The organism is Eisenbergiella porci (assembly GCF_009696275.1).
GTDB lineage: Bacteria > Bacillota > Clostridia > Lachnospirales > Lachnospiraceae > Eisenbergiella > Eisenbergiella porci.
Window position 1 is genome coordinate 43,901 of the sequence record NZ_VUMI01000015.1, and the last position, 17,909, is coordinate 61,809.

General features: G+C 46.7%; 17 protein-coding genes, 3 tRNA genes and 1 pseudogene. 13 read left to right on the top strand and 8 right to left on the bottom strand.

Going from position 1 to position 17,909, the window contains the following annotated elements:
- Positions 1 to 8 precede the first annotated feature (8 nt).
- Entirely contained in the window at positions 9 to 1,283 is a 1,275-nt protein-coding gene (locus FYJ45_RS10995; RefSeq protein WP_117544695.1) for a DNA polymerase Y family protein, read from the top strand.
- Positions 1,284 to 1,329: 46 nt separating this feature from the next.
- Complete coding sequence (locus FYJ45_RS11000; RefSeq protein WP_154464616.1) at positions 1,330 to 2,688, top strand: metallophosphoesterase family protein; 1,359 nt, start codon at positions 1,330 to 1,332, stop codon at positions 2,686 to 2,688.
- A gap of 117 nt (positions 2,689 to 2,805) precedes the next feature.
- Here the strand turns inward: FYJ45_RS11000 and FYJ45_RS11005 are convergent.
- Positions 2,806 to 2,889 (bottom strand) — tRNA-Leu (locus FYJ45_RS11005).
- A gap of 223 nt (positions 2,890 to 3,112) precedes the next feature.
- Between FYJ45_RS11005 and FYJ45_RS11010 the strand changes: the two genes are divergently transcribed.
- Positions 3,113 to 6,268: an alpha-mannosidase gene (locus FYJ45_RS11010; protein WP_154464617.1), complete on the top strand. Its 3,156-nt coding sequence runs from the start codon at positions 3,113 to 3,115 to the stop codon at positions 6,266 to 6,268.
- A gap of 195 nt (positions 6,269 to 6,463) precedes the next feature.
- Here the strand turns inward: FYJ45_RS11010 and FYJ45_RS30605 are convergent, their stop codons facing one another.
- From FYJ45_RS30605 to FYJ45_RS11020, 3 genes are read right to left on the bottom strand one after another with little or no spacing between them, the layout of a single operon-like run.
- Positions 6,464 to 7,291 (bottom strand): sensor histidine kinase, encoded by an 828-nt coding sequence (locus FYJ45_RS30605; RefSeq protein ID WP_276891921.1) that lies wholly within the window; start codon positions 7,289 to 7,291, stop codon positions 6,464 to 6,466.
- Between the two features lie 32 nt (positions 7,292 to 7,323).
- The gene (locus FYJ45_RS30610; protein ID WP_235930756.1) at positions 7,324 to 7,830 is read right to left on the bottom strand and encodes a hypothetical protein; all 507 of its coding nucleotides are present in this window, start codon (positions 7,828 to 7,830) and stop codon (positions 7,324 to 7,326) included.
- On the bottom strand, positions 7,827 to 8,522 hold the full coding sequence (locus tag FYJ45_RS11020; protein WP_154464618.1) for a response regulator transcription factor: 696 nt from the start codon (positions 8,520 to 8,522) through the stop codon (positions 7,827 to 7,829). Before FYJ45_RS11020 ends, FYJ45_RS30610 begins: the two co-directional genes overlap by 4 nt.
- A 193-nt stretch (positions 8,523 to 8,715) precedes the next feature.
- Here FYJ45_RS11020 and FYJ45_RS33130 point away from each other — a divergent pair.
- From FYJ45_RS33130 to FYJ45_RS33135, 3 genes and pseudogenes are all read left to right on the top strand, one after another.
- Positions 8,716 to 8,815 (top strand): annotated as a pseudogene (locus FYJ45_RS33130) (YHYH domain-containing protein); the annotation flags it as partial.
- Between the two features lie 140 nt (positions 8,816 to 8,955).
- A complete protein-coding gene (locus tag FYJ45_RS11025) occupies positions 8,956 to 9,417 on the top strand; it encodes a peptidoglycan-binding domain-containing protein (protein ID WP_154464619.1) in 462 nt (153 codons plus the stop codon).
- 61 nt (positions 9,418 to 9,478) lie between these two features.
- The gene (locus FYJ45_RS33135) at positions 9,479 to 9,781 is read left to right on the top strand and encodes a GNAT family N-acetyltransferase (protein WP_408609492.1); all 303 of its coding nucleotides are present in this window, start codon (positions 9,479 to 9,481) and stop codon (positions 9,779 to 9,781) included.
- Positions 9,782 to 10,153: 372 nt separating this feature from the next.
- Here the strand turns inward: FYJ45_RS33135 and FYJ45_RS11035 are convergent, their stop codons facing one another.
- Positions 10,154 to 10,408 carry a hypothetical protein gene (locus FYJ45_RS11035; protein WP_154464620.1) on the bottom strand — a complete coding sequence of 85 codons (255 nt, stop codon included), beginning with the start codon at positions 10,406 to 10,408 and terminating at the stop codon, positions 10,154 to 10,156.
- Between the two features lie 455 nt (positions 10,409 to 10,863).
- Between FYJ45_RS11035 and FYJ45_RS11040 the strand changes: the two genes are divergently transcribed.
- From FYJ45_RS11040 to FYJ45_RS11050, 4 genes are read left to right on the top strand one after another with little or no spacing between them, the layout of a single operon-like run.
- Positions 10,864 to 11,457: a type IV toxin-antitoxin system AbiEi family antitoxin domain-containing protein gene (locus FYJ45_RS11040; protein WP_154464621.1), complete on the top strand. Its 594-nt coding sequence runs from the start codon at positions 10,864 to 10,866 to the stop codon at positions 11,455 to 11,457.
- The gene (locus FYJ45_RS30615) at positions 11,454 to 11,633 is read left to right on the top strand and encodes a nucleotidyl transferase AbiEii/AbiGii toxin family protein (RefSeq protein WP_235930757.1); all 180 of its coding nucleotides are present in this window, start codon (positions 11,454 to 11,456) and stop codon (positions 11,631 to 11,633) included. Before FYJ45_RS11040 ends, FYJ45_RS30615 begins: the two co-directional genes overlap by 4 nt.
- Complete coding sequence (locus tag FYJ45_RS11045) at positions 11,617 to 12,126, top strand: nucleotidyl transferase AbiEii/AbiGii toxin family protein (protein ID WP_235930758.1); 510 nt, start codon at positions 11,617 to 11,619, stop codon at positions 12,124 to 12,126. The genes FYJ45_RS30615 and FYJ45_RS11045 overlap by 17 nt, the downstream gene beginning before the upstream one ends.
- A gap of 14 nt (positions 12,127 to 12,140) precedes the next feature.
- Positions 12,141 to 12,359, top strand: a complete 219-nt coding sequence (locus FYJ45_RS11050) for a site-specific integrase (protein ID WP_207708416.1) — start codon at positions 12,141 to 12,143, stop codon at positions 12,357 to 12,359.
- Between the two features lie 76 nt (positions 12,360 to 12,435).
- Here the strand turns inward: FYJ45_RS11050 and FYJ45_RS11055 are convergent.
- Positions 12,436 to 12,520 (bottom strand) — tRNA-Leu (locus tag FYJ45_RS11055).
- A gap of 899 nt (positions 12,521 to 13,419) precedes the next feature.
- Between FYJ45_RS11055 and FYJ45_RS11060 the strand changes: the two genes are divergently transcribed.
- From FYJ45_RS11060 to FYJ45_RS11070, 3 genes are all read left to right on the top strand, one after another.
- Positions 13,420 to 13,503: transfer RNA gene (locus FYJ45_RS11060), tRNA-Leu, on the top strand.
- A 199-nt stretch (positions 13,504 to 13,702) separates the two neighbouring features.
- A complete protein-coding gene (locus FYJ45_RS11065) occupies positions 13,703 to 14,575 on the top strand; it encodes an alpha/beta hydrolase (protein WP_154464623.1) in 873 nt (290 codons plus the stop codon).
- 289 nt (positions 14,576 to 14,864) lie between these two features.
- A complete protein-coding gene (locus tag FYJ45_RS11070) occupies positions 14,865 to 15,419 on the top strand; it encodes a GerMN domain-containing protein (protein ID WP_154464624.1) in 555 nt (184 codons plus the stop codon).
- Between the two features lie 49 nt (positions 15,420 to 15,468).
- Here the strand turns inward: FYJ45_RS11070 and FYJ45_RS11075 are convergent, their stop codons facing one another.
- Entirely contained in the window at positions 15,469 to 16,173 is a 705-nt protein-coding gene (locus FYJ45_RS11075) for a DUF6320 domain-containing protein (RefSeq protein WP_154464625.1), read from the bottom strand.
- Positions 16,174 to 16,299: 126 nt separating this feature from the next.
- The gene (locus FYJ45_RS11080; protein ID WP_235930759.1) at positions 16,300 to 17,640 is read right to left on the bottom strand and encodes an alcohol acetyltransferase; all 1,341 of its coding nucleotides are present in this window, start codon (positions 17,638 to 17,640) and stop codon (positions 16,300 to 16,302) included.
- Between the last annotated feature and the right edge of the window lie 269 nt (positions 17,641 to 17,909).

Sequence of the window (17,909 nt, forward strand, 5' to 3'; positions counted from 1 at the left end):
GTGGTTATATGAGTGCACGACCGATCATTTTCCATATAGATGTTAACAGCGCCTTTTTAAGCTGGAGCGCGGCATACCGGCGTCATGTGCTGGGAGAGGAGCCTGACCTGAGGACGGTGCCGTCCATTGTGGGCGGCGATCAGGAGGCTCGCCATGGTATTGTGCTTGCCAAGAGCACGCCGGCCAAGAAATATGGGATTCAGACAGGGGAGCCGATAGTGGCAGCCCGGAAGAAATGCCCGAATCTGATCATTATCCCTCCGGATTTCCATCTGTATGTGGAAAATTCGAAGGCTCTGATATCGCTGCTGAAAAGCTATTCCGACCATGTGGTCCAGTATAGCATTGATGAAGCCTGGGCGGATTTTACCGGCTATGAGATGCTTTATGGGGATCCGGTGGAATTTGCCTGGAAGCTGAAGGATCAGATCCGGGAGGAACTGGGCTTCACCGTAAACATCGGTGTGTCCAGCAACCGCCTTTTGGCCAAAATGGCCGGGGATTTCAAAAAACCGGATTTGGTACATACCCTGTTCCCGGAGGAAATTGAAGAAAAAATGTGGCCGCTCCCGGTGGAAAGGCTGTTTCTGGTGGGAAAAGCAGCTGCGGACCGGCTGCACAGCCTGGGAATTTATACGATAGGAGATCTGGCCCGTTCGGATGTGGACGCTCTGAAGGCCCACATGAAAAAGCATGGCGAGGTTATCTGGAATTATGCATGGGGACGTGAGGAAGAGGACACACTGGAAGCAAAGGAAGGCAATAAGGCCTACGGAAACAGTATGACCACGCCTGTAAATGTTACGGATGTGAAGTACGCCAGACAGATCCTTTTATCCCTGTGTGAAACCGTGGGCATGCGCCTTCGGGCGGATCATGTGAAAATAAGCTGTGTGAGCATCACGCTTCGTACGTCAAATTTTGAAAACAGAAACAGGCAGATGCAGCTGAGCAGCGCAACGGATGTGACAGAGGAAATCTATGAGGCGGCCTGCCGTCTTTATGACGAGCTGTGGGATGGAAGGCCGCTGCGGCTGATTGGTGTATCCACCTCCCGGGTTTCCCATGAGGAATACCGTCAGTATAATCTGTTCGATATGGAAAAATACGACAAGCTGGAAAAATGTGACCGCGCCATTGACAGCATCCGCGCCAAATTCGGGGAGGATTCCGTCATGAGGGCCAGTTTTCTCAAAAGCAATGTTGCCCACACGGGACGCGGGCTGAATAAGGAGAAACGGGCTGAGGCAATTTCAGGCACGGACTGGGAGAAGGAAGAATGAGCTGTCAGGCAGAAAGGGCGGCAGGAAGCGTCCGGGGAGAAAAAAAGTGATAAGATTTATGAAATCAAAATTCAGGAGAGGAATGCCTCAGGCAGCGGTACTGCTGGCAGTTTTGCTGGCGGTGCTGACGGCGGGCTGTGGGAATAATGCGGCGGCGCCGGAAATGACGGATCGGGGGAATAAGAAGAATCAGTCTGACGCAGAGGTAACGTCTGCTCCTGAAAAAGCAGGGAACAGAAAGCCGGAGCTGAAGGATATCGGCGGAGAGGAAATTATTTCAACCAGGCAGGAGATTCCCGCGGAACCGGCGGCAAAGGAAAGAAATGAAGACAAGCTGCTGCCGGATAAGGAAGAAAAGCCTGCGGAGGAAGCGCCCGGGGATGAGGAAAACGCCGGGAACAGGGAGACGGCAGCTGAAAATGTGCAGGATACGGACAGGGAAGAAGCCGGAAACGGTTCCTGCCCGGAGGGAGACAGGCAGGATTCAGTAAAATCCGCCGCCCTGCAGGTGGAGGAACAGACCATCATTGTCCCCGGACTGAAAGGCGCCTACCGGTATCTGTTCCTTTCGGATACCCATATCATTACGCTGAACGGGGAAGAGACACAGCAGCAGCTGGAAAATGCGCTTCCCAGAAGAGATACGCTGTTTCTGGATGCACAGGGAAGAAAGCCTGAAGAAACCTTTCCGGCCTGGATGGCATATGCCAATGAACAGAAGGTGGACGGCGTGCTGCTCGGCGGGGACATCATTGATTTCCCGTCTCAGTCCAATCTGGACTTTTTGGAAGAAAACCTGGGGAAACTGGAAATGCCCGTGCTCTATGTGCCGGGCAACCATGACTGGACCTATCCCTGGGAATATATGACGGAAAAAGGCAAAAACGAATATCTGACGGCCCTGGCCCCCTTTATGCGGGGCACGCCTGCGGCGCAGGTGCTGGAAAATGAGGAGCTTGTAATTTTAGGAGTGGATGACAGCAGCAACCAGATTGATCCCGCGGCGCTGGAGACGGTCAGAAAAGCGTCGGAGAAGGGCAAGCCGGTGATTATCCTCCAGCATGTGCCTTTTGCCGCGGAGAAGCTGGTGAGGGAGGCTGCCCAGGTATGGAAGAATCCAGTTTCGCTGGGAATGGGGGCGGCGGGAGGCATTTACCCGAATGAAGCATCCCTGGAATATATGAAGCTTGTACTGGGAGACACAAGCCCGGTAAAGGCTGTCCTGGCCGGACATATCCATATGAGGGAGACGGATGTGGTGGCGGAAAACAGCGGAATTGTCCAGTATACGGCGCCGCCGGGGTATCTGGGGCAGGCAATTCTGCTTACGGTTACCGGGGATGCGCCGGAAGCCATTCGGGAACCCGCCGCGCAGGAGGAAACTGCTGCGGATTACCTGCAATGATGCATTGCAAAAATGAGCAAAAGGTCCGGAAGGCCGGCACAGTAAGTGCGCCGCCTGCCGGGCTTTTAAAAAGCAATAAAAAAACCGGAACGAATAACCGTTCCGGCTTTTAAGCAGTGCAGGAAAAGAGACTTGAACTCTCATGGTATTGCTACCACACGGACCTGAACCGTGCGCGTCTGCCAATTCCGCCATTCCTGCGCGACAAAATATATTTTATATGATCTGAGATAAAATGTCAATACATAATTCTTATATTTTTATAGAAAAAATAAAATTTTATAGATTGTCATAAGCTCTTTAACCTGATATAACAAAAGCATACCCTGCCGATTATTTCACTGAAAAGGGGAGAGGGGTAATGCTGTCTGTCATGAAAGGACGGCAGCTGGAAAATTATCAGAGAAAGCAAAGGAGCTTAAAAATGAAGGTCATGCATTCTGAATGGAGCGGCCGGATCCGGCATTGGATAAGGACGCTGAAGGACGATTTTTACGAACCGCTGGGAGAGTTCCGGTGGGAAGGTCACAGGACGATGGAGCACATCAGTCCTGAGCAGGCGCTGGGGCTTGCGTTTGAGCAGGTACAGCCGGGATTCACATGGGGGAATACTTATGAATACTGCTGGTTCAGAAGCCGGATAGAGCTTCCTGGCCGGGCGGAGGGGAAAAGGATTGTAATGAATCTGAAGCCGGGCGGAGAATCCACCCTGTTCGTCAATGGACGTTCCTTCGGCGCCTACAGGGCTGACTGGGTATCCGAACCCCATCATTACATGGAAGACAATACACTGACACGGTCGGGAAAAGCCGGAGAGAGCTACGAGGTGCTCATGGAGACCTATGCGGGGCATTATTATCCCGAATGCCCTGACGGAGGCTGCGCAACCGGCCCCGTGCTTCCTGGTTCCTTTACGGATCCATTGACGGAAGGGGCAAGAAGGACGCTGGGAGTATGCACCTACGGCATCTGGGATGAGGATGCCTACCAGCTGTACATGGACGTGGATACACTTGTCAAGCTGCTGGAAACTCTGGATGAGACCTCCCTGCGTGCGGCAAAAATCGCAAAGGCGCTGGAGCAGTTCACCCTGATTGTGGATTTTGAACAGGACAAGGAAAAAAGAACGGAAAGCTACCGGGCTGCCAGAGAAGCGCTGAAACCGGCGATGGAAGCTGTTAACGGTTCGACCATGCCTGTTTTTTACGCGGTGGGAAACGCCCATCTGGATCTGGCATGGCTGTGGCCCATGGCGGAAACCCACAGGAAAACCGAGCGTACCTTTGCGGCACAGCTCCGTCTTCTGGAGGAATATCCGGAATATAAATTCATCCAGAGCCAGCCGGCCTCCTATGAAATGTGCAGAAAATATTATCCGGAGCTGTTTGAACGGATTAAGGAAGCGATCCGCGCAGGACAGTGGATTGCGGACGGCGCCATGTGGGTGGAGCCGGATACCAACATGACCAGCGGCGAGTCTCTGGTCAGACAGCTGATTCATGGAAAACGTTATTATAAGGAAGAACTGGGTGTGGACAGCCAGGTCCTCTGGCTGCCGGATACCTTTGGCTACACGGCGGCCCTTCCTCAGATTCTGCGCGGCTGCGGCGTAAAATACCTGGTTACCCAGAAGATTTTCTGGTCCTATAATGAAGGGGATCAGTTCCCTTATCACTATTTTACATGGGAAGGCATGGACGGCTCCCGCGTGGATTCCTTCCTGCCCACCAGCTACACCTACCGCACGGACCCGAAAGAAATCAACCAGGTATGGAAAAACAGGACGCAGATCCAGGATCTGGATGCATTCCTCCTGCCCTTCGGCTACGGGGACGGAGGCGGCGGCCCGTCCAGGGATTACGTGGAATATGCACTGCGCCAGAAGGACCTGGAGGGCGGCGTGAAGGTGAAAATGGAAGGCCCCAGGGAATTCTTTGAGGAAATGCAGGAGCAGGGAGGCCCCGCCAACACCTATGTGGGAGAGCTTTATTTCAGCGCCCACCGCGGAACCTATACCTCCCAGGCCATGGTAAAGAAGAACAACAGAAGATGCGAGCTTGCATTGCGTGAAATGGAAATGTGGAGCTGCCTGGCGGCATCCAGGGGCTGGGAATATCCCCTTGAGAAAGCGGATACGCTGTGGAAACAGCTGCTCCTGCATCAGTTCCACGACATCCTTCCCGGCTCCTCCATCGCGAGGGTTTATGTGGAGGCGGAAGAGGCCTTTACAGAGATCCTTAAGGGCGCTGCGGACATTACCCAAAATGCAGCGAAGGCAGTTCTTAACGGCAGCGAAGACGCGGTTACGGTATTCAACTCCCTGAGCTTCGGCAGGAAAGCGCTGGTAACGCTTCCGGAGGCCTTTGCAACGGGTGCAGAAACGGCAGACGGCCGTAAGGTGCCTGTCCAGGTGATGGACGGAACGGTAAAGGCTCTGGTTGAACTTCCTTCCTGCGGCGCTGTTGCCCTGATTCCAGCCACGCAGCCTGCGGAACCGGAATACATAGCGGCTGTAACAGAAGAGAACCCTGCGGCGTCCGTTACAGAAACAGAAGACGGCTTCCTGATGGAAAATACGCAAATCAGGGCCTGCGTAAACAGCCGCGGCGAGGTGATCTCCTTTATCCTTAAGGAATCCGGCAGGGAGTTTGCGGCAGAACCCATGAACCGTTTCCACCTGTATAAGGATGTCCCCCGCCTTTTTGACGCCTGGGATATTGATTCCAACTACCGTGAACAGGAAGTGGAAGCCGCTGTGGACGTGAAGGTGGAAATCCAGTCCCAGGGCCTGGAAGCCATCCTGAAGGTGACCGGCCGTATCAGCGAATCCTCTTATACACAGTATATCCGCCTGGCTGCGAATAGCAGAAGGCTGGTATTCGATACCGAGGTGGACTGGAAGGAGCTTCACCGTCTGTGGAAAACCGCATTCCCCGTACAGGTATATGCGGAAAACGGCATCAATGAAATGCAGTTTGGTTACGTGGAAAGACCTGCCCACCGTTCCAAAGCCTATGACAAGGATCGCTTTGAAGTCTGCAACCACCGCTACAGCGCGCTATGTGACGGCTCCCACGGGGCGGCAGTCCTGAACGACTGCAAGTATGGTATCAGCATGAACGGAAACAGCCTGGAGCTGACGCTGCTGCGTGCGCCTTCCGCGCCGGAAATGCGCGCGGACAACAGAGTACATCAGTTTACCTATGCATTTACCGCCTGGGAAGGCTCCTTTACGGACTGCGATGTGGTGCGCCAGGGTTATGAGCTGAATGTCCCCGCGCTGACCATGCCCGGAGCCTGCGAGAGCTTCAGCCTGGCATCCATCGATAAGGAAAACATTATTCTGGATACCATGAAGCCTGCGGAGGACGGAAGCGGCGATATTATCCTCAGACTTTATGAATCCAAGAAAGCGGCGGTTACGGCAAGAGTTCATGTAGAACTGGAAGGCTGCCGCGCTTACCTGTGCGATATGCTGGAAAATGTGCAGGAAGAGGCTGTGATGGAAAACGGCGACATGCTGATGGATTTCAGGGCCTTTGAGGTGAAGACCGTAAGACTTAAAAGAGCAGGGAAATAAAGTGCTATAGAGAAGAACCGAACGCGGCGGCCAGCTGGACCCCACGCTCGGTTCTTTCTACTGGTGGTTTTTCTGTGCATTCAGAAGTCTGTCCTGTGGGACATTTGGTATCCGGCCCATCCGCTTGACAGCCATGTGGAAAAACTGAAATAGCATGCTTTTCGCTGGCCTAAATGCATAGACAATATGATTATGTTATAACTTCATAGGCAAAGAAATATGAATACTTAATCCATGTGGAATTGTATCTGCAAATTGGATTATTCCCTGATGTGCTTTCACAATTTGCATCACGATTTTAAGCCCCAGCCCATGTTCTGTTTCTCCCGTCTGTTTTTGCGTACTGGAAATATCTTTGCCGCTGTTCAATGCGTTTAATTGCGGCTCACTTATCCCATATCCATTGTCTGCCACAGAAAATGTACACATTGCATCACAACTTCCCACTGACACCTGTATTGTGCATCCATCAGGATTATGAACGATACAGTTTCGTATCAGATTATTCAGCATCCGACTAAGTAAAGCCTGATCCCCGACAATCGAGAGGTTTTTACCGGGATTATCTTCCGACAACTCCAATTCATAAAGTTCTGATATTCCGTCATTCAATATTTCACTCACAACCTGACGGGCTAACTCTACCGGATCAATCTTTTGTTTCTGCAGGGGCTGTATGGAGTATTCCAGTTTTGTTGTCAAATTCAAATCTGCTACCAGGTTTTTTAATTTCTCACTGTACCTTCGGATAATCCCTGCCTGCTTTCTGGTAGCTTCCGGTAAAGATACCGTGTCCTCAATTTCACTTGCATATCCTAAAACAATGGAAAGAGGTGTTCGTATATCATGGGAAATCCCCCGAATCCACTCTGCACGTGTGTTGTCCTTTTTCAGCAGGTAATCCCCGGCTTTATTCAAACTGGCGCTGATTTCTGCCAACTCCCCGCTTTCTTCCAGGCAGACAGGATTTCCGGCGGAGAGATGCCGTATGTCGTTCAAAATCGGCACCATAGCTTTTTCCACCCGATGAGCATTCCGGATAAAAAGATACAGCATTAAAAAAAGTTAATACTGATAGCGGCCAATAGTCCAAACGCTATCGGCCCAACATACTGAGTTTTGATTGAAATGTAGTAATTCACTATGTCTTCCTGTGGAAAACCAACTACCAAAAGGCTATCCTGTCTGTTCCAAATGTTGACCGGATAATCGTTTAGATACCAACGACTGAACATGGCGACGTCCATAGATGAATAATGACGCGGCAGTTCTTCCGGCAGTTTTTCCTCCCAAACGACCATGCCATCCCCGTCTAAAATCATAGCCCAGGCATTTGCCTTATTTAGCATTTCTGTTACCTGTCCATCTCCCACAAATTGCCCATCTTCCAACACAATATGATTTGAAAGATTTTCAATAGGAAAATTTGAGTCTGCTACATTCTCCAAATAAGCAACTGCCAGATACGAACCTACTAAAAGAATATTAACAACCAGAAAAAAGACCACAATACCAATCGCAGAAAAGACATAGCGTCGGAAAAACCGTTCTGATACGTTCAAGTCTGTACCCCCTTTATATTCAGACGATACCCGATTCCTTTGATCGTCACAAGGGCAACTGGCTTTGAGGGATTTTCTTCAATCTTTTCTCTCAAATGCCGGATGTGAGTTGCCAATGTACTTTCATATCCCTGCCAGAAGTCGCCGCAAATGGCCTGACATAATGCGCCGGCAGTAACTATCCGGCCTGCGTTTTCATACAACTTTTCAAAAAGCTGAAACTCTTTGGCAGTCAATGTAATAACTTCCTCATTACGCTGAACTATTGCTTTTTCCAGATCAACAACGGCAGTGTCAAAGAACACCTTACGTTCTTTCTCAGGATAAACCCGATTTAATACGGCCTGCACACGAAGCAGCAATTCTTTAGGCAAGAATGGTTTAAGGAGATAATCGTCAGCACCATTTTCAAAGCCTGTAAATTTGTCCTCTGCTTCACCGTGGGCGGTTAGCATAAGGACAGGGACTTTGCTTACCTTTCGTATTTCCCTCAATGTGGTAAAACCGTCCATCCTCGGCATCATAACATCAAGAATCACCATATCCGGTTGTTTTTCTTTGCATATTTTTAATGCAGCTTCACCAGAGACTGCCGTCAACACCTGTGTAAATCCTGCCCTCTCAAAAATGGACTTCACCATTTCCAATAGCTCGGCTTCATCGTCCGCTATAAGAATCATTCTGTCATTCATAAAGCGCCACCTTTTCTTTACTGCTCTAATTATACCGTAAGATAGGCTGATTGCCTATTCTGGCATAGAAATCTCAAAGTAAACTCAAGGTTGGCTTAAAGTTATCTCAAAGTTGGTGTGCTATGCTGATTGCGAAACCAAAAAGGAGGCGCAAGCTATATGAATGATTACATTATTGAAACGCATAATCTGACGAAAAAATACGAAAATCAGTGGACTTGGCTCTTACCATTATCATTGTGGCGGGCACCCTGCCCATTTACGTCCTAATGGTGTATGTCCATATTCCGGCGCTTCTGCAGCGACATCCTCATCAAGCAAGAACATTCAGAAGACGGCTGTCCAGGATTCTGATGCCGCACTTAGGGCAAAATACAAAAGTGTCACAGATGATTTCAGCAATAAAAAGAAAAGTGGATATTTCAGGAATGATGTGCTGGCTATTATAAATCAATTTATAGCTGCTGATCCAAATGCTGCCGACGCATATATGCTTTCTTTAATGACTTCTGAAGAAAAAACAGATTTATTACCGCTCAATACCCAGGCAAAATCCGATATTTCCGATGGATTGATAGTACTGAGAGCATATGAGGTATTTTTAAATCAGGTGGTTGCACAGGAGCAAGCGCAAGCAACATTACAGCAGCAAACGACGGAAACACCGCCAGCAGCACTGCAACAGGAAAATACCAGCCAAGATGATCTGCTTTATAAATTGGTTTCCCAAACGCAGGCAAAATTAAATGAGCTGGGTTTTTATACAGGCGCAATAGATGGCATATTCGATAATGAAACACAGCAGGCATTAATTAATTTCCAAACGGCTTATGGGCTTATAATCGATGGGACTATTAATGAACAAGTTGTCGCAGCGTTGGGAATACAAATATAGTTAAAATTTAAAGATACAAAGTAGTGTGAAGTTAGAGCGGGGGTGAGAAAATTATACTTTTATAGGTTGGTGTGGTCTGGATGGAGAAACTGTAGGCAAGCTGCACATTTTTTACTCGATTGATAAAGCTTTCAGAAATAAGGGATATGCTACACAATGTGCTGAAAAACTCTTATCGTACGCTTTTGATGTAGCACAGGTGCCCTTTGTCAATGGAGGTTGCGATAAGAATAACATAGCATCATATCGGGTGATGGAAAAAATAGGTATGATTAAAGATTGTTATGATGAGAACGGTGATCCTTTGTTCTTTATTAGCAAAGAAATGTATCAAGAAATTTCAAATAATATAAACTGTCTGTAAATTATACCTCTTTATTATATCTGCTTTCGCTAGAAATAAGTTGTGTATATCTAATGAAAAAACATAAACAAGCTGAAACAAAAAAATGATATGGTCAGTATCCTATTTTTATGTATTAATTATTGGACCTTATAAAAAGGTTAATACTGAGATTAACTATAGCCATAGCCAGGTGCTGTGTTTTCCTGGCCAGGCCTTTAAAAAAGTTATTGTTCAGGAGAAAAAAGAGACAGTGCTTGTGGTCTATGACTTATAAGGCTGTCTCTTTGTATTTTTTTCTGTGTCTGATTGGTGTCCCGGCGACCGCAAAACAGTGGATAAAAACGATGTATGAGTCCTGCAGCAAAATTACTGCGGGCTCTGCCCGGATACCTATAGCTCAAAAGTATAATGCATAATTTCGTCCGCAAGCAACTCCATATAATCCTTCTTTTGCCGTGCTGTGCCGACGCAGAGTATGTCCCTTGAGACTCTGTCGGTAATCATGTAAAGCATTCTGGCCCTGATATAAAAATCCTCCTGTCTATCCGGATACCGCTTTTTTAAGAAATTTTCCATCATGGAGATTAGACATTCTTCTGTTTCAGAAAGGATGGACCGTATCCGTTCACTTTCTTTGGCAATCACTGCAGAATCCTCAAAAAACTTATTTGTGCCATATAAACGTTCCAGAAGCTGTTTTAAATAAGTCAGCAGAAATTCCCTGCAGTACGTATTATGCTGGATAAGTGAAGTTGGCCGGAGATTTCTGATAAATATGGTGTTGTTACCTGTCTTGACGAAAAACAGTTGGATTTATTTCCTGTGATCCGACAAAACGCCCGGACTATGTTAAAAATGGACATAATGGAATACGTATTGATTATAAAGGAAAAGGCTTTGGAAAGAAGCAGCTCCGGGAGTCAGTTAAAGTAAGGTATTCCTCACATACGTATTTGAAAAAATGTGTGGAAGGAATAGACATCGGCCTTCAGGGAAAAATACATGATAATCAATAACTAAAATTAAAGTTCTACCTTTATTGTGACTTATACATAAATATGATAATATATTAGTATAAGTTACAAATAAGGGAGAGAAGGATGGAACAAAGAGATATTATGGAAAAATTATCGCTGACACCAGACAGTATTTTTACAGCAGCACAGGCAAGAGCGGCGGGAATTCATTCAGAATATTTAACAAATATGGTAAAAAGCGGTGAGTTGGAAAAAGTTGCTTATGGTATTTATGCATTCTCGGAGGAGCTGTACGATGAATTATATACTTTACAGAGACGTAAAGATAAGGTTATTTATTCCCACGAGACAGCTTTGTATCTTCATGATTTGACAGATAGAGAACCCTTTGTCCTTAGTGTGACGGTTCCCACAGGTTATCATTCACATACTTTATTCAGAGACAGTATCTGTGTTCATAACATCAGAAAAGACCTGTTGTTCATGGGGATTACAGAGTTAAAAACAACGTGGGGAAATCCTGTAAAAGTCTATGATATGGAACGGACACTTTGTGATATGGTAAAGGATAAGAAAAATCAGGATATTGCGGTTGTAACTGATGCTTTGAAACGTTATGTAAAGAGAAAAGATAAAAATCTGAAAAATCTGATGGAGTATGCAGGAAAGTTAAAAGTTGGAGAACAGATGAGATTTTATATGGAGGTACTTATTTGAAAACATCAACACAATTAAAGGCGAAAGTCCGAAATCTGGCAGTACAAAACGGATTAAAGCCTGAAGTGATACTGCGTAATTTCTTCCTGGAGCGTTTCCTGGAAAGAATTGCAGTATCTCCGTATCGTGACAAATTTATACTGAAAGGTGGCATGCTGATTGGTTCAATTGGATAAAACGAAGCAGACAATAAAAATTGATATTACTACAGGTGATGTGATTACACCGGCAGAGATTGAATACCCATTCCAACTGATGTTTGAGGATAGAAAGATTAATGTTCTGGCTTATAATCTGGAAACAGTGCTTGCAGAAAAACTGGAAACCATTTTGTCTCGGAATGTGGTAAATACACGTATGCGGGATTATTACGACGTATGGCTGCTGTCAAATCTGAAGAAGTCGTGTATTGAAATCCCAGTGCTTAATTTGGCCTTTGCCGGAACTGCCCAAAAAAGGGGTACATATCATGAACTTTTAAAAAATGGTGATAGTTATATGGATGCTGTCTGTAAAGATATCCAATTAAAAGATTTGTGGAATTCCTATAGAAAAAAGAATCCTTATGTTGGAGAGTTAGATTTTGAAGAAGTCATGATAAGTGTGCATTCTTTGTGGACAAAAATTCGACAGATTAGCAGGAACGAGATACATGGTAAAATAATATAAGAATGTATAAGACAATGCATAAGATAAGAAAAACATATACATCAACATTATTTCATAACGGAGTGAATATAAGCATTGTTAAAGATATGTTGGGACATGCCGATGGGGCAATCCACTTGCGTCACTATATTTATAATATTAAAAACGATGAAGAGACAGATGATTTAGTACGGATTGCTCTTTCAGGCAATAAGAACATAGAAACAGGGAACCAAATAAAAATCGAAATATGATTAATGTAATTGTTTTTTTAAATAAAAAAATGAGAAACTTTGATTTTATCAAAGTTTCTCATTGACAACTTTATAGTGCGGAAGATGGGACTTGAACCCACACGAGCGCATTGCCCACAAGATCCTTAGTCTTGCTCGTCTGCCAGTTCCGACACTTCCGCATGCCTGCATCAGAACGTGTTCCGTGCTGCAAGAGATATATTACCATCTTAAGAAGAATACGTCAAGACACTTTTTTCATTTTTTTAAATATTTTTGTAAGACATTTTTTTGAGTGGTATTTTACGGCAGGGCTTCATACATCTTTTATTGTCCACACCCCGCAATTGATGCGGCTTCATCGCAAAGTTTAATTACGATTATAAGGAGCAAAGAAGTATAATAAAGTTGAAACCTCTTTTTCAACTATATGTGAAATCATTTTATCAATGTTGTATTTATTTGCTAAAGCTGCTTTATATTCCAATAAAAGATTATTCATGTAAATTCATAACTTAATTATGTGGTTGCCAAAGCAGCTATAGCACTGGCAAAAACGGTAGCAATACAAGCGGAAAAGTATGGGTTTATGAATAAAAAAGACATTTAGGGATTTTGGTGAAAAACTGTTCGGCCCAAGAAAACAATACAGGCATGAAATAATGTTTATGGAGGTTAAGCAAAGTGGACAACAAACCATACTATTATGCATACGAAAACAGATATCAGAAAGTATTTGAAGCAGGCGTTGAACATTGGGGGCATACTCTTATGAAATCCTTTTTGCTGCCCTGAAGCAACAGAAATGGATGTAAACGAACACTGTCCGTATTCAGCGAGTATTTTTGTAAGAAAGCCCTGACTGTAGCCGCGGGCATTTTAAAAAACACCATATTCGCAGTCACACAGCCAGTTTATACGGGCTGGGCAAGGAGGAGCAAAGTGCCGTTGATTATCAGAGTTCCTTTTGTAATATTTTCAGAATAAAAATACCGTAAAAAATTAAAATAATTTTTATGCAAAAAAATTATTTTAATGTATTGACATTTTATCTCAAATCATATAAAATACATTTTGTCGCGCAGGAATGGCGGAATTGGCAGACGCGCACGGTTCAGGTCCGTGTGGTAGTAATACCATGAGAGTTCAAGTCTCTTTTCCTGCACTGAATGATTGAACGGAAGGTTTGAAGAAGACTTTCCGTTTTTTCTTTGTCTAAAAACTCCTGCCAGATAAGTTGTACATCGGTGCGTCGGCATTATTATGGCTGCATTACAGCAATACTGTATCAACACTTCTGAAGCGGCAATACATGCTTTTATCGAGGATATATTAAATTGATTGAAATACCAAGAGGAAAAGCAATGGCGAATCAGCAGTATCAGAAATTGAAGATAGAATATGATGATCTGGAATGGCTTTATGTGCCTGACGAGGTATATGCGGATTACGACGGCTGCAAACGCTGTCTGCAGCTTTTTATACCCTATCGACAGAAGCTGGCGGCGGAAGAAACCTTTCCGCTGGTTTTATTCATACCCGGTTTCGCGTGGTACCGTCAGGAAGTATATAACAGCCTGCCTGCTTATTCCAGGCTGGCGGAAAGAGGCATAGTTACGGCTATACTCCAGTTTCGGGAGTCAACGATTGCCCCTTTTCCCGCCCAGGTGGAGGACGCGAAGGCGGCGCTCCGGTTTCTGGCGGCAAGGGCAGAGGGCTACAATATAGATACGGAACGAATTTTTATTGCAGGGAATTCTTCAGGCGGCCATATTGCCCTGATGACGGCTTTTACGGAAGCGCAGGGGATATTTGATACGCCCATGTACCAGGAGGTGCCCTGCCGGATAAAGGGTGTGATTGCGCAGTCAGCGCCTTCGGATATCATGAAATGCGCCAAAGAGCCTCTGCCGCCCGGATTCCCGGAAAGTTTCAGGCCTACCAGGGATCTGCTGGGAGTGAAGGAGGTCCTGGAAAGCCTGGAGCTGGCGGAAGCGGCTTCCTGCGGGAAATATATTTCCGAAGCTGCCAAACTGCCGCCGGTGCTGTTATTTCATGGAATTGATGACGTGCATGTTTCTGTGGAACACAGCCGGGAGCTGTTTGCGCTGCTTAAAGGAGCCGGGAAGGATGCGGCCTATTATGAAATTGAGGGCGGCGGCCATGGAGGAGCGGTCTTCTGGACAGATCGGATACTTGATATTATGGAGACATTTATAAAAGAGAGACGTTTATAATACAAAGGCGTTTATAAAAGAGATACATTTATAAAACAGCGTCATATATAAAAGCGCGGCGGCTGACAGGAAAAGTATTTGACAGCGGGAAGGGAATAAAGTACAATCGACTAAGGTTAGGGGCTGTTTCTTGCTTTTAATCGGCGGCAGGAAGGAAGCGTGGTTTTTATATACCGGCTGTACGAAAGAGCGGACTTTCGGGGAGGAAGACTGTAATCAGAGGAGCATAGGGCATCAGGGAAGGTTTCTGCGGAAACACGATAAGCCATATGCGCAGAAGGGAGCAGGCATGAAAAAGAGCAGCATTACGATATTAGGAGGAATACTCTGTATGGCTGCCGTTTTTGCGGCATGCGGAGGAACTGCGGAAACCGGAAACTACACTGCTTTGGAAATCACCTCTTCGGGCAGCGCGGAAACGGTGGAAGAGCTGGAGGCAGAATCGGTTACGGCAACCGGTGAGCCGGAGATAGTGACGATATATTATGGTTCAAGCGTGGGTAAGGAGCTGAGCACCGAGGAGGTGGAGGTTCTGCGGAAAACGCCGGAGACAATCATTGGCGAGCTGCGCAAGAAGAATATTGTGTCGGTTGATACCAAGGTAAATGATTTTACAATATCAGAGGATAAGGAAAAGCTTACGCTGGATCTTTCCGCAGGCTTCAGAGACTATCTGAAGACTATGGAGGAAGGAAGTGAAGCCGTTATTATGGCAGCGCTGACGAATTCCTTCCTGGCGGCATATGACGCGCAGGAAATGGTGGTCACGATCAACGGCCAGCGCCTGGAGACGAAGAACCGGGTTTATGAGGAAGGCCTCCGGTTTGTAGATATGCTGGATTAATAATTTCCATTAAAATGTAATATGGACAAAAAAGGCTGCATTTCTGAATTCAGAAATGCAGCCTTCTTCTTACTGCGCCGCGCAGCCGTTTTCTGGAAAGCATGGTTATCAGCGCCACAATAATGATTGCACAGGCGGTGAGGACGACGGCGGACCAGGTGAGCAGAAACGGCCTGGAAAGGAACCGGCGGATCAGCAGTTCAATGGAAATACATAGTACCGCGATTTCCGAGAACACATAGAGCGCCGATGCCAGGAAGGAAGAGGAAACCTTTCTGCACAGGGCGGCCAGCAGGATGGCCAGCACCGTGACCACCGCAGTGATGGGCAGGGCCAGCTGGTAGAACCAGCGGGAGCTGGGAGTGTTAAAGGTGATCAGGTATTCGTAAAGTCCGATGGAAAGCCCGTCAAACAGCAGGGAAACATAGATGGGAAGCTCGGTATAGATAAAAACAGGAATGGCCACTACCCAGAGGATAATGCATATCCCAATCACATACAAAGACCAGGCGCTGCTGTTGAACACCAGCAGGTTCAGAAGCCCGCAGGCGGCTCCGGCAGCAATGAGCACCAGAGAGTAGAGAATGGCCACATCCTTGTTTTTTACCGTTTCCACCTGACCGTTTTCCTTTGGAAAAGGGGGCACGGAGTGGGTATAGGTTATTTCATTCGGATTGATTACCGGCGTATTGCAGAGCGGACAGCGTTCCAGGGTATCGTCCAGTTTTACGCCGCAGTTTACACAATATGACATATTAAACTCCATTCCGCTGTAAGGATACAGCTTTTTTGTTGTGGAAAATGATATCTGCCGGAAGGACCTGCCGGAGGTGCCGGCTGTTTGCGGCTCCGGCTTTTCTTTTTATAAAGGGAGGAAAAATTATTCATCGTCAAAGGTACGGTTGCTTTCGATTTTTACATGGATGCCGTCCTCTACCAGCTTACGGAAAAAATGGCGTTCCACGTCGGCCTCCATGATACAGCTGGCAAAGTTGATAGTCAGCGTATCGTCAAAGCTGATGATGGCGCAGTTGGTGCGGGAGGAAAAGGGCTGGCCCATGTAAATGTCAAACCGGTCGATGTAAGGCTTCATGTCCTCGGGAACCTTCATGGCTCCCATATTGGTCAGGCCGGCCGAGGAATTTTTATCCTGCACCTTCCTGTAAAAGGTCCTGACCACAATGTCCTTCAGGAAGAGGGGCACCACGCGGATAAAAGGGTTGCGGGTGGTGGCGGCGTTTGTGGTGATGTCGCCGCGAAGGAATTTTTCGTTGATATAATAGCGCATGTAATTGTGCACCTGGGCAACGATTTCTTCAAAGGTGTAATTACCCAGCCTGGGATCAATGGAGGGGTAAACCATGGTGATAAAGTTACGCAGCGTCTTGGAAGGAAAAAAACGCCTCAGGTTCACCGGCATGGCGATTCTCACCGGATACAGCTTGAGATGAAAATCCATGTTCTGCTTGTTGAGCAGGGCGTACAGCAGCACGGAATTCAGATATTCGGTTATGGTGGCGTTGTACCTTGCGGCTACGGCGGCTACCTCCTTTACGGACATAATGCCGTCAATGATGTTGAAGGTATGGAACGGTTCCTTGGTTCCGCGCACCCGGTAAGTCTTCTCCGCGGGCCTGGGCGGACAGTAAAGAGCGTTTGCATAGCGCATGTAGGCGTCCTCCAGCTCTTCGGGATCGGGGGCTTCGTTTACATTCAGCACAAAATAGCCGTTGGATATTTCAGCGCCCAGGAGCCGCAGATATACGGCGGTAATTGTCTGCAGCACGCACATGCCTCCGGTACCGTCGCCGAGGCAGTGGTGACATTCCAGGGAAATCCTTTTCCCATAATAATAAACGCGCAGCAGATAACGGCCGCCTGATTTAAAGTGCATGGGCATACAGGGGTTGTGGATATCCGGCCTGACAAAAGGGCCGGGGCGGTTGTTCGGCTCCAGATAACGCCAGAAAAGTCCCTTGTGGATACATACCTTATAGGTGGGGAAGCGTTTCAGCGCGATATCCACCGCCTGCTGAAGCACTTCCGGCCGGATATCCTCCTTGAGGAGGACGGACAGCCTGTATACGGACGAAAAATCCCGTCTCTGCAGAGTGGGATATACGATGGCGGACAGATCCAGCCGGTACCAGTCCCTGGGGCTGCTGACGGCCGGTTTGACGCCATCCTTTTTTATATGGAAACGAGATGTCATCGGTTTCATTCCTTTCCCGGTTCTGATTGGCATAAAGTCAGTAAAGAATGTCTGTTGTAACTGTGAGGGATACTGAACAGCTACTGTTTGTTTTTATTTATAACGGAGAAGTGTTTCCCTTCCTACAGTCCGTGCGGTTGGACATGGGCGGCATAATGCGGATTTCCCATGCAGAAGACCCTGCCGAAACGCGGCCGCTTTCTAAATACTATTATAGAATCATTCCCGTCTTTATGCAAGAAATACACATTTTTTGCAGCGGCGGGGAATAAGAAAAC